We start from the raw sequence: 12,066 nt of genomic DNA, 5'->3' as shown, positions 1-12,066 counted from the left end.
CATAAGTTCTATGAAGAGTGTGGATATCCTCTAATCAAATCCATAATAAGTAAATCAATCAAGGGCTGATTTTTAAAAAAAGTAGGCAGTAGGCAGGATTTGACATAAATTGCATCGAATCTATTAGGTAAAAAGTGGAAGGTAGGTGGGAATGCTGAGTAAGATTATTGAGTATTACAATCATTTTGATGAATGGGGAAGACTTGAACGTGAACCTGTTGAATTTCAGGTGAATTGGCATTACATGAGAAAATATTTGCCCGGTACAGGATCCGTTCTTGATAATGGAGCGGGACCCGGGAAATATTCAATGGAACTTGCCAAAGCTGGCTATAGGGTGACACTGACCGATCTGACCCCACGATTAGTTGATATTGCCAAAGGGAAAGCAAAGGAACTTCATTTAGAAGAACACTTTGAAGGGTTTCATGCAGCAGATGCCAGATACCTTCACATGCTCGAAGATGAACAGTTCGACTCTTCCCTCATGCTTGGTCCCATGTACCATCTGCAGGAAGAAAACGACCGTATAAGGGCAGTGAAAGAATTAAATAGGGTGACCAAAAAGGATGGGCTGGTCTTTGTTGCGTTTATGCCGCGGATCAGACATATCCTCACATCTCTCCTATCTCCTGACAATTGGAAGCCCCATGATGAGATGGATAACATACTGCAATTTTCCCAATCAGGCTGCTTTCATCACGCAGATGAAGGGCGATTTACCGGGGCATATTATTTTGAAATAGAAGACATCAATCCTTTTATGGAAGCAAACGGATTTGAAACAATCGAACTGATCGGTTCCAATGCAGGCACTGTGTTGAATCAAGGCAATTGGGATTACTGGAGGGAAAAAGGCGAAGAAGAAGTAAGGAAAATCATAGATTTGATTATCGAAAGAGCAACAGATCCTTATATCCTTGGCATTTCTTCTCACTTGCTTTACATTGGCCGGAAAAAATAAAACGGAGGGATCAAAGATGAACAAAAAATTGTTAAGGGTCGGAACTACATATATTCCAGTGGCTGACGTGGAACTTTCTTCGGAGTGGTACGTCACCAAATTGGATGCAGAATTAAACTACAGGGATGAAGATAAAGCCATTTTGAATCTCGCCAACCAGAGTATCTTTCTTGTGAAATCAAAAGAAAACGAGAGTGCTAACTTTATAGATGTCCATGGTAAGGAACGCTTTTCGTTAACATTTGAAGTGGATGGGTTAGAAGCTCTGGAAAATGTGCGCGGTGATTTTATTCGTCGCGGGATGAAGGTTGGAGAGATTGTGGACCGAGGTCACACCGGAAGGAATTTTATTTTTTATGATGTGGATGGTAATAAGTTCGATGTGTGGAGTGAACTTAGTCCGACTTTCAGGGAGAAGTATTTGATTTCGGAATCAAAGTGATATAGATGGGTGTGCCACATCTGATGGGTGTGGTTTTTTTATGGGGTAGAGTTCTAGGTTCAGCAGCTGAATAAACCACGGGTCTAAATGGAAATCGAGATTTCTTCAACCCACCAAAAAAGGTGCTTATCCAGACAGGATAAGCACCTTTTCATAATAATCCCCAGTTTTAAAATTACTGAGCGACCTTCTCCTCACTTTCCAACTGCTGAGCACGTTGGCGCTTTGACTTCCTGAAATACAGCAATTCATAAAATACAGGAACTACCACAAGCGTCAGCACCGTGGCACCGGCAAGACCTCCGATGACCACAACGGCCAGCGATTTCGATACGAGACTGCCATCTTCCGTGTGACCGAAGAGAAGCGGAAGCATGGCACAGATGGTGGCGATCGCCGTCATGACAACTGGACGGAGACGGGTACCGCACGCTTCCAGAATGGCATCACGTATGATCATCGTTTCCTCGTTCTGCTTCACGCGGTCGATCAAGACGATGGCGTTTGTCACAACAATACCGATCAGCATCAACGCTCCAATCAGGGCCGTTGCGTCTGCAGGGACCCGGGCAATGAGCAGTCCGAGGACAGCCCCGATTGAGGCGAGTGGCAGCGTAATGAGAATCGCAAGTGGTGCTTTCAACGTCTTAAAGGTCAGGACCATGATCAGATAGACGATCATGATGGAAGCAAGCATCGTCATGCCAAGGTCCTTAAAGTCGTCGGCCTGCTGGGCAGCGGCACCGCCAGTATCAAGGGAAACGCCTTTTGGCAGGTCGATATCCTTGATTTCGGTATCGATATTCTTCGAAATGACCGAAAGCTCTTCAGGTTTTACCTCTGCCGTAATTCGAACATATAAATCACCATCTTTATGCAGGACGGTACTTGGTTTTTCTTCTTCCGTGATGGAAGCGACCTCCGTAAGAGGCTGGATGCCTGAGTTTGTGGCAATCGTCAAGTCTTTCAAATCTGACGTTGATTCAGGGTTGACGCCTGCGTCCAGAAATACAGGCGTCGTTACATCATCCAAATTGATGGTCCCGATCGGCTGCGGGTTCAGTAATGATCGGATTTGCATGGCCGTTTGCTGGGCATTCGCTTTCTCCGTGTTGACGTTCACGGTGAAGACAGGTGACGTTTTCTCCTGGTTGCTTGATACTTTTTTCACTCCGTCTACATCTTTGATCTTATCCATGATGGTTTTGGATGTAGTCAGAAGTTCATTGGTGTCATTTCCAACGACATCATAGGTGATGCTGGAGTTGGACGAGCCTCCGAAGATGGACGATGGAGATGCTGTAATCTTCACATCTTTTTCATTCTTTTTTGTGTCATTTACTTTTTTAATGAAGGATTCCGCATCGGTTCCTTCTTCCAAGATAACGGTGTAGACCGCCTTGTCTGGATCACTCACGGCTCCGTATTGGGCATTTTCTTCACTTGCACCGTACTGGGTGATCAAGTAATCGTACCCTTTAAATCCTGATAGCGTTTCTTCGAATTCCATGGTGCGCTCTTTAATCGTGTCTTCTGGTGTATCACTCGGAAACTCCATGGTGACGGCTACAAAAGAGGCATCATTCGCAGTCGTTGCTGCTTTCGGTAACGTGATATAAAGAGCGATGGATCCCCCGAATACAAGAATGGCCAACAGGATGGGAATCCATTTATGATTGAGTGACCAGCGCAGCACATTTACATAGCGGTGTGGCGTGTTGTGTTTTGGCAAGGTTGTATTTTTTAACATACCTCTGCTTAATAATGGCACGACCGTAACGGCTACAAGCAGAGATGCGAGCAATGAATACGTAACAGTCAAACCGAATGGAAGCAGGAACGCTTTCAACGATCCGTTGACGAGTCCCATCGGCAGGAATACGGCCACCGTAATAAGGGTGGATGACGTAATCGCACGGGAAACTTCCTTTGTCGCAAACAGTACATTCTGCTTGGACAGCTTCTCATTCTGGCTGCGCCGGAAAATATTCTCGACGACGACGATGCTGTCATCGACCAGTCTACCGACGGCCACCGCGACCCCTCCCAGTGTCAGGATGTTCAAGGTGACTCCGGATAACCAGAGCAGGAATAGCGTGATACAGAGTGATAATGGAATGGACACGACGGTAATCAGTGTTGGCTTGAACTTTCTTAGGAATAACAGAATGACAAGGGTTGCGAAAAGAGCACCTAAAGCTACTTCACGAACCATCGTGTTGACCGAGTTCTCCACCATATCACCAGTGGTAAACAGTGCAGTTGCCTCGACACCATCATAGTCCTTATTGATTTGATCTACCGTATCCTTTACATCTTCTCCAGCCGTAACGGCACTGGCATCGCTCTCTTTGAACAGGACGAATGCCAAGGCTTCTTTCCCATTTACACGGGTAATGGTGTTTTCGGGTTTCACTTTTTCAACGGTGGCGATGTCTTTCAATTGGACGACAGGAGCGTTCGGGACTTGCAAAGGAACCGGCAAGTTCTTCAACGCGTCAACGGAAGTCAGATTGTCCGTGACGTTGATGGTACTCTTCTGACCGTCAATCGTGGTGCTCCCGGCAGAGGCGGAAACATCCTGCCCTTGCAGCACACCCATCACGGCGTTAACCGGGATATGTAACTTCTCCAGTTTGTCGTGATCAAGATTGATTTGGACCCGTGGGCTGTTTTCTCCAGCAATGCTTACCTGAGACAGAGAGCCCTTATTTTCAAAGAGCGGCTTGAACTCATCATTGACGAGATCAAGATTCTTTTTCGTCAAGCCGTCATCAAATGTCACCGAGACTTGACTGATCGGAATCATCGAGGTATTCAGCTGGGAGATTTGCGGCTGCCCGACTCCCTCAGGAAGCTGGATTCCTTTAATGGCCTCTTCGACCTTGTTTTTGGCCTCCTTCATGTCGCTTTTTGAATCAAAGTTGATGGTTACCTGGGAATACCCTTCCCCAGTCGTGGACAGAATCGATGTTTTTCCTGATATCGATGTCACTGCCTGTTCCACAGGCTCTGTGATGTTCGTTGTCATGGATCCGGCGTCATACCCCTGTCCCAGGGTGACGACTGTCACTTGTGGATTATCCGCTTCAGGCAGGAATTCCATAGGCAGACGGAAATAACTTATGATGCCGAGAAGCAATGTGATGATGATAAATAGTGTCATGGCTGCCTTATTGCGGAATACCCAATTGGTTAAAGCTTGCATGTGTTTCCCCCCTAATACTGATTTAGCTTTGAATCTTCTTTTTAAAGATACTGTAATACGAACGGCATCACAGCCACCTCCAGGCTAATATTCGCCTAGGTCTTGAGGCGGATTTCAACCTCCTTTTCCAACAAATGGTCACAAAATTCATTTTACTGTGGAACAGAGCCCGGTATTCTTAAAAAATGTTACATTTATTTTAAAATAGGGAAGGACTGTGTTCCTTGTAAGTAAAGGCTTGTTACACTATAGAATTATAGTACGAACAGGAATATTATGGAATGTTTTTGTGGAAGAAAATACAAATATTAAAGTGGTGATTCAGCTCAAACGGTTTTGTGGATGGGACTTTTGATTGAGGAAAATGATACTGAACGTGCAGAGGGAAGTACTTTCGAAGGGATCTATATTTAGATATAGGTTCTCGAAACTTTTTGATGTATTTTTACGTAAATATATTAAACTGAGTAATAGAAATGAAATTACTTTCAACTTGGGAATGAGGCTGCAGAGGGTGCAAATGTATTATGCTATGGTGACGATAAGCGGAGTGTTATTATTGGTCGGTCTTTTTTGGTTGGTTTATATGTTTAAGGAAAAAGAATTTTCCATTTCGAATACATTTAAAGCTATTCTTTCCTTATTATTGAGTGGCCTGCTGCTGGTTATCACTCTCCCAAGTTTAAAATATATGATCTTTAAAGAGTACGATGTTGTAAAAGGGCGATGTACCATCGAAATAGATTCAGCGGGACGGTCCAATGAAGCAGCATTTAAAATGATTGAATCATCCGATGTATTTTATTTTCTAGATATCCCGGACTTGGATTCCTATGGAAGGACCGTTCCGTATGATTGTGAGCTTACTGTGACAAAGGATCATGCGTTTGAAATTAGTTATAAAATTTATGACTCTAAAACGAGGGAGCTTCTAGAGACGAGTGAGTAGTTAAACCACAGAATATTGGTGACAATTGAAAGGAAATGGGTTTATGGAGTGGAAAGATTTGTCTTGAATATGATGGTTTAATTTGAAATAATTGGTATATTGAAATGGAGAGAGGAAAATGACCAATCTGTTAGTAGCGTCGCACTGTATATTCCCAACGCCTAATCCGGAAGAAACTGCTGAATTTTACGAACAGAAAATGGGGTTTAAGGCTGTATATTATATGGATGCCATTGAACCACATATTTGTTTATATCGGGATACAACAGAAATAATCTTAACTAACTCGAATGGACAAAAAGTGATTCCGAATAGGGAGTTATATGGCTACGGGTATGACGCTTACTTTATCACCAAAAATCAAGAACAACTCCAGGAAGAGTTCATTCTCTCAAAAGTTAACATTGTCCGTCCGTTACATAGTACAGATTACCATAATAAAGAATTCCTGGTTGAAGATATAGACGGAAGATGGATAGCATTTGGTATGAAAGTAAAGAATGATCGTAACTGATCCAGGCAATGGAATTCTGTAAGAAATCAGAGGTTATGGTTCTGATTTGTGGTTAAAAAAAAGAACGGGGTGATCTAGTGGGAGTTTATTATTTTGCACTTCTTTTTATTGGCGTTTTTCTCGTATTTAGAGCAGGTTTGCAGGCGTTTAAGCAGGGTTCATTCTTAAAGCCAAGGGTATTTCTTTTTGGAATTATGGGTGCGGTGTTAATTGGGTTATCTATTTTTATGTTTACTCCAGGGAGCGCTGATATCGTTGCAGAACTTTTAGGGTTGGCTAATAAACCAGATTAGAAATACCATTTATATTTAATTATACTGTAGAAAACAGTTGTTAAAAGGAGTAGATCAACAATGAAAAAAGTCACGCCATTCTTAATGTTTCAAAACGGAAATGCTGAAGAAGCAATGAACTTCTACACATCTTTGATAGAAGATTCATCCATTACCAATATTGCTCGATATGGCGCAAATGAAAGTGGAGATGAAGGAACGGTCATGCAGGCTACTTTTAGGTTGAAGGGCCAGGAATTTATGTGCATTGACAGTAATGTGAAGCATCAGTTTGATTTCACACCTTCTTTCTCCATTTTTTTAACTTGTGATACGGAAGAAGAACTCGAGACGATCTATGAGAAACTGAATGAAGGTGGTCAAGCACTCATGCCACTTGGAGATTACGGTTTCAGTAAGAAATTTGGCTGGCTGAATGACCGTTTTGGTGTTTCGTGGCAGCTGAATTTGCCTAATTGATCTTATGCTCAAAAGAAAATATGGAAACCGTGCTGATTGGAAGAGAGTAGAACAAAGGAAATATGCTCAAACACATCTTCACACGAAGGAATTCCAAGGGAATATCACTCTGTTGAATACAGTGGAAGTGAAGGAGCCATTAACCACCCGGTATGGAGAAAAAGATATATGCATCGTTGATAACGGTTATATGTGGCTTCAACACTTTCCATTGGGTAAACATCATTCCGTGACTACCATGTTTGATGCAAATGGGGAGATCGTTCAGTGGTACATAGATATATGCCTGGAAAATGGAGTGGAGGACGGTGTTCCGTGGATGGATGATCTCTACTTGGATATTGTGGTTCTGCCATCAGGTGAGATCTTTGTATTGGATGAGGATGAACTGGAACAGGCGTATGAAAGTGGAACTATCTCAAAGAAGAAATATGATATAGCACATAATGAAGTTAAAGAAATTATGAGACAGTTAGATAATGATGAGTTTAGATTAATGACACTGGCTCAAGAACATAAAAGTATGTTGGAGATCAAACTTAAGTAGACAGAGTAAAGGTGTCTGAACCTTGAGCCAGACACCCTTTTTATGTTATAAATCCATTCCAAAACACTTCGATTTATTCTTCATTGCCTCCATTAACCTTCCTCTCAAGCCTACTAACCAGTCCGGTTCATGGTTCCACTGATCTTCTGTTGATCTTAAGATACGTACATACCCATATAAATCGGCAAACCTTCTGAAAACCGGCCGTAGTGCCATCATATCATCCTCGATTTCATATTCGGTTCGATACCCATCCAGAAAACATTCTTTTTTCCCCTGAAACAATTCAGGCAGAATGCAATCTTGCAAACTATCAAGTGTCTGTTCAATGTCCATCACATACCAATGATACATCGCATCGTCAAAATCTATGACATAACAAGATTGAGATTCTGCATCATAAAATACATTGTCGTATTCAAAATCATAATGAATCAATCCAAAATTGCTCTTGGACTTAGGAATGGTCTGAAAATAATCTTGTAATAACTTTGTCTCCTTTAATGCCAATGTTTCATGTGGAAGATCAATCAGAATCGACTCAATGGAAGTTAGTACATCGCTAAAGGACCACCGCTTGGATTGAACAGGTTGATACTCATTGGACAACCGATGAAGTTTGCCTAATGATTTTCCATAACTGAAAATTATATGATCATTTAGATCAGTCTCGCTAATTGGTACACCTGGTACCTGTTTGAACATGGAAGCATAGTATTCCCCCCATGGTGTTTGAACTTCCATAAGCTCATTTCCACTTTTTGAACCCACCGTTTCTAGTGCGCCATACTCCTTTGAACGAAGATAAGAAATAAAATCAAGTTCCGCAAGAAGATTTTCCCGGCACTTCTCTGATGTTGGCGTAAATCTCAGAAACTGCGTCTTATCTCTGAATTGAAAGGAATAAGTAGCATTCGATGAGATCCTGTAGGTTGTGAACAATTCTGGTGATTGTCCATCACATTCCCAATGTCTTAACAACATCTCTGCCAGGTCCTCATTGTTAAAAAGGTATTTCAGCTTCAACATAAAACAGTCAACTCCTCATTTTGTTAGGTAATTTGAGAAGAATAACTGGAGATGATATTCCTGGTAAAAAACGAAATATAAAAAGCCACAGGGTATATAAAATAACCCTGTGGCTAAAGATTTCGTTTATCATTACAAGCCAATACTGCCATTCTCATTCTTTTTTCAAAATGTATCCGTATGAGTGAGAGGGCAATCCGTATCATTCTCCAAGGTTATCTTCATGAAATTAGTCATTGCGTCATCTCACTCCCTTCGTTATTGATAAGAAAATTATACCATTTTCAAGATTGGCAAATCAAGGGATTTCGAATGGGGGAGTCTGATGTATAATGAGTGTTAAATAAAATGAAAGCGAGTAGATGGATTATGTATAATATCACTCAAATGAAAATTCAAAAGCCGGCACATGAAATCTTCAAGGCGTTTGTTGATCCCGAAATGATAGGGAACTTCTGGTTCTCTTCAAGCTCTGAAAGGTGGGAGGAAGGAAAGACGGTTACGTTAAGGTATGAAGAGTATGACGCTCAAGGTGATATACATATAGTAGAAATCCAAGAAGAAAAGAAGATTGTTTTCGAGTGGGCAGGAAACCATAAAGTCACCATATCCTTTACTCAAGAAGAGACAGGCAGCACAATGGTAGGGGTTAAAGAAGAAGGCTTCGACGAGAACAATGAAAAGGTTATCAACGAATTAGTGGATAATAAAGAAGGCTGGGTATATATGCTAACATGCTTGAAAGGGTACATGGAGTATGGTGTGAACCTTAGGGCATCGCTTGTTAAGTAAGGTTTGAGTTAATGTAAATGAAGTGTAAAGGAAGGATAAAGCTTTTAGCAGAATGACCAATATGAAGTTGAATTTAAAGAAGCTCAGAGCAATTATCTCTGAGCTTTTATCATCTTTATTCGTAGGTTTTCTACAAACCAAACGTCTCTTCCTACTCTCATTATACCACGCTAAAAAAACGTATTATAGACTGTTTCTTCCCATGTACTACTGCTAAAATCAAATAACATTGATGGATAGGGGAGTGGCAGTATGAATTCAGTGGTTCTCAGTATTCAAGAAATGGAACAGTCGAAGCTTTCGCTAGTAGGTGGAAAGGGGTTGAATCTGGGGGCGTTATCAAAGATTCAAGGAATTCAAGTTCCGGACGGATTCAGTGTGACGACGGTGGGATTTCAAAGAGCGATTGAACAGAATGAGACGTATCACACATTGCTGGCGAGGTTATCCAAGCTTAAACCCGAAGATCGGAATCAAATTGGGGAAGTCAGCAAGGAGATACGGGATGTCCTCTTGAATGTAACGATTCCTTCCGATGTAGTGGAAGCTGTTACTTACTATCACTCTAGGTTTGGCGAGGAACATGCATACGCGGTGCGTTCAAGCGCAACGGCTGAGGATTTGCCACATGCCTCTTTTGCCGGGCAGCAGGATTCGTACCTTCATGTGATCGGCAAGGATGCCATCCTGGACCATATCCGCAAGTGCTGGGCTTCCCTTTTTACGGATCGCGCCGTCATTTACCGCATGCAGAATGGGGTAGATCACAGGCAAGTTCACATTTCAGTTATCGTTCAGAGGATGGTATCCCCGCAGGTTTCAGGAATTCTGTTTACGGCTGACCCGGTTAGTTCCAATCGGAAGGTATTGTCTATTGACGCAGGTTTTGGTCTTGGAGAAGCGTTGGTGTCCGGCTTGGTTTCACCAGATTCCTATAAAATTCAGGACGGCATGATCATAGATAAGAAGATTGCAACGAAGAAATTGGCGATCTATGGAGTGAACGGGGGAGGGACGGAAACGAAGCATGTCCCTCTGGACCAGCAAAAGACAGCGGCCCTTACGGATGAACAGGTTATAGAACTCTCCCGAATCGGTAGAAAGATTGAAGCGCATTTTGACTGTCCTCAAGATATTGAATGGTGTTTGGAAGATGGCACCTTTTACATTGTGCAAAGTAGGCCGATCACCACCTTATATCCGATTCCAGAAGTGGTTGATGGGCCGAATCGAGTGTATTTATCCGTGGGCCATCAACAAATGATGACGGATGCCATGAAGCCCCTCGGGTTATCCTTTTTCCTGTTGACGACCCCTGCACCGATGAAAGTCGCCGGTGGAAGATTGTTCGTGGATTGCACACCTCGGTTGGCATCCCCTGCCATGAGACATTCGTTCATCGAATTAATGGGGAAATCCGAACCACTTATAAAAGATGCTCTCACAACGATTGTAGAGCGGGAAGGTTTCATCAAAACGGTAGAGGATGAAGGGAAGCCTGCTCAAGCAAAGGCAAAAGTGGATCCAATCGCCCCCGATCCTGCCATCGTTGCGGAACTCATTAAGAAAAGTGAGTCCTCGATTGAACAGTTGAAACAAACGATTCATTTGAAAAAGGGATCGGAGTTAATCAATTTTATCTTAGAAGATATGAAGGAATTAAAGAGGATTCTATTTGATCCGCAAAGTTCCCGGGTGATCATGGCTGCGATGGATGCTTTATTCTGGATCAATGACCATATGTACGAGTGGTTGGGAGAAAAAAATGTGGCAGATACACTGTCTCAATCGGTCCCGAATAATATCACTTCCGATATGGGCTTGGCATTGATGGACGTAGCCGATGTTATACGTCCGCATCAGGCAGTCATCGATTATTTGCACCAGGTAAAAGACGACCATTTCCTGGATAAACTGGTGAAAGTCAAGGGTGGAAAGGAAGCCAGGGAAGCTATCGAAGACTTTCTCTCGAATTATGGGATGAGATGCAGCGGAGAAATCGATATTTCGAGAGTGCGCTGGAGTGAAAAGCCAACAATCATTGTCCCAATGATCCTCAGGAACATCCAACAGTTTGAACCGCAGGAGAGCAAACGTAAATTTGAGAAAGGGCGTCTGGAAGCGTTAGAAAAAGAACGAGAATTACTGGAGCGATTAAGCTCATTACCAGATGGCGAACAAAAGGTAAAAGAGACGAAAAGAAGGATCGACATCATCAGGCATTTCACCGGTTACCGTGAATATCCGAAATACGGTATGATCCACCGCTACTTTGTTTATAAGCAGGCATTATTAAAAGAAGCTGAACGGCTTGTCCACCAGAATATTCTTCAAGAAAAAGAGGACATTTTCTATCTTACATTTGAAGAATTGAAGGACTTGGTGAGAACCCAGGAACGGGAAGACGATCTCATCTGTAAGCGAAAAGAAGAGTACTACTTTTATGAAAAACTAACGCCGCCACGGGTAATCACGTCGGACGGAGAAATCATCACCGGTGAATACAAGCAGGATGATCTGCCTGCAGGTGCCATAGCCGGTTTGGCTGTCTCATCAGGAGTGATAGAGGGACGGGCGCGTGTGATTATCAATATGGAAAACGCGGATTTGGAAGAGGGAGATATACTGGTCACCACGTTTACTGATCCGAGCTGGACACCTTTATTTGTATCCATCAAAGGATTAGTCACAGAGGTTGGCGGACTGATGACCCATGGGGCCGTCATTGCACGGGAATATGGACTGCCGGCTGTCGTCGGCGTTGAACGTGCAACTAAGAGAATACAAGATGGGCAGAGGATCAGGGTGAATGGGACGGAAGGGTATATCGAAATATTGTAATGAATAAGCCATCGGCTCAAAAGGCGTA

At 42.7% G+C, this 12,066-nt stretch carries 11 protein-coding genes; 9 read left to right on the top strand and 2 right to left on the bottom strand.

What is annotated here, in order from left to right:
* Positions 1-154 precede the first annotated feature (154 nt).
* Both CN378_RS04605 and CN378_RS04600 read left to right on the top strand, forming a co-directional pair.
* A complete protein-coding gene (locus CN378_RS04605) occupies positions 155-964 on the top strand; it encodes a class I SAM-dependent methyltransferase (RefSeq protein ID WP_098350847.1) in 810 nt (269 codons plus the stop codon).
* A 16-nt stretch (positions 965-980) separates the two neighbouring features.
* Positions 981-1,406, top strand: coding sequence for a VOC family protein (locus CN378_RS04600; RefSeq protein WP_098350753.1), 426 nt, complete (start codon positions 981-983; stop codon positions 1,404-1,406).
* Positions 1,407-1,581: 175 nt separating this feature from the next.
* On the opposite strand, the gene CN378_RS04595 is transcribed toward CN378_RS04600, so the two are convergent.
* Positions 1,582-4,614 carry an efflux RND transporter permease subunit gene (locus CN378_RS04595; RefSeq protein WP_098350752.1) on the bottom strand — a complete coding sequence of 1,011 codons (3,033 nt, stop codon included), beginning with the start codon at positions 4,612-4,614 and terminating at the stop codon, positions 1,582-1,584.
* A gap of 514 nt (positions 4,615-5,128) precedes the next feature.
* Here CN378_RS04595 and CN378_RS04590 point away from each other — a divergent pair.
* The 5 genes from CN378_RS04590 (at position 5,129) to CN378_RS04570 (ending at position 7,376) form a co-directional block, all read left to right on the top strand.
* Entirely contained in the window at positions 5,129-5,563 is a 435-nt protein-coding gene (locus CN378_RS04590; RefSeq protein WP_142323570.1) for a hypothetical protein, read from the top strand.
* 118 nt (positions 5,564-5,681) lie between these two features.
* On the top strand, positions 5,682-6,077 hold the full coding sequence (locus CN378_RS04585; RefSeq protein ID WP_098350750.1) for a VOC family protein: 396 nt from the start codon (positions 5,682-5,684) through the stop codon (positions 6,075-6,077).
* 77 nt (positions 6,078-6,154) lie between these two features.
* Positions 6,155-6,370, top strand: coding sequence for a hypothetical protein (locus tag CN378_RS04580; protein ID WP_098350749.1), 216 nt, complete (start codon positions 6,155-6,157; stop codon positions 6,368-6,370).
* 60 nt (positions 6,371-6,430) lie between these two features.
* On the top strand, positions 6,431-6,829 hold the full coding sequence (locus tag CN378_RS04575) for a VOC family protein (protein WP_098350748.1): 399 nt from the start codon (positions 6,431-6,433) through the stop codon (positions 6,827-6,829).
* Between the two features lie 121 nt (positions 6,830-6,950).
* Complete coding sequence (locus CN378_RS04570; RefSeq protein WP_257141016.1) at positions 6,951-7,376, top strand: ribonuclease FAU-1 family protein; 426 nt, start codon at positions 6,951-6,953, stop codon at positions 7,374-7,376.
* A 45-nt stretch (positions 7,377-7,421) separates the two neighbouring features.
* Here the strand turns inward: CN378_RS04570 and CN378_RS04565 are convergent, their stop codons facing one another.
* Positions 7,422-8,405, bottom strand: coding sequence for a phosphotransferase enzyme family protein (locus CN378_RS04565; protein WP_098350746.1), 984 nt, complete (start codon positions 8,403-8,405; stop codon positions 7,422-7,424).
* Between the two features lie 348 nt (positions 8,406-8,753).
* On the opposite strand from CN378_RS04565, the gene CN378_RS04560 reads away from it, so the two are divergent.
* Both CN378_RS04560 and ppsA read left to right on the top strand, forming a co-directional pair.
* Positions 8,754-9,197 (top strand): SRPBCC family protein, encoded by a 444-nt coding sequence (locus tag CN378_RS04560; protein ID WP_257141004.1) that lies wholly within the window; start codon positions 8,754-8,756, stop codon positions 9,195-9,197.
* A 252-nt stretch (positions 9,198-9,449) separates the two neighbouring features.
* On the top strand, positions 9,450-12,038 hold the full coding sequence (gene ppsA / locus CN378_RS04555; RefSeq protein ID WP_098350745.1) for a phosphoenolpyruvate synthase: 2,589 nt from the start codon (positions 9,450-9,452) through the stop codon (positions 12,036-12,038).
* Positions 12,039-12,066 lie beyond the last annotated feature (28 nt).

The sequence above is a fragment of the Bacillus sp. AFS015802 genome (genome assembly GCF_002561455.1).
Classification (GTDB): Bacteria; Bacillota; Bacilli; order Bacillales; family Bacillaceae_B; genus Rossellomorea.
This window is presented reverse-complemented; position numbering and strand designations above follow the sequence as displayed.

Excerpts from the sequence above, each read along its gene's own strand:
- CN378_RS04575 (WP_098350748.1), top strand. The coding sequence starts at position 6,431 with ATGAAAAAAGTCACGCCATTCTTAATGTTTCAAAACGGAAATGCTGAA.
- CN378_RS04600 (WP_098350753.1), top strand. The coding sequence starts at position 981 with ATGAACAAAAAATTGTTAAGGGTCGGAACTACATATATTCCAGTGGCT.
- CN378_RS04585 (WP_098350750.1), top strand. The coding sequence starts at position 5,682 with ATGACCAATCTGTTAGTAGCGTCGCACTGTATATTCCCAACGCCTAAT.
- CN378_RS04560 (WP_257141004.1), top strand. The coding sequence starts at position 8,754 with ATGAAAGCGAGTAGATGGATTATGTATAATATCACTCAAATGAAAATT.
- ppsA (WP_098350745.1), top strand. The coding sequence starts at position 9,450 with ATGAATTCAGTGGTTCTCAGTATTCAAGAAATGGAACAGTCGAAGCTT.
- CN378_RS04565 (WP_098350746.1), bottom strand. The coding sequence starts at position 8,405 with ATGTTGAAGCTGAAATACCTTTTTAACAATGAGGACCTGGCAGAGATG.
- CN378_RS04595 (WP_098350752.1), bottom strand. The coding sequence starts at position 4,614 with ATGCAAGCTTTAACCAATTGGGTATTCCGCAATAAGGCAGCCATGACA.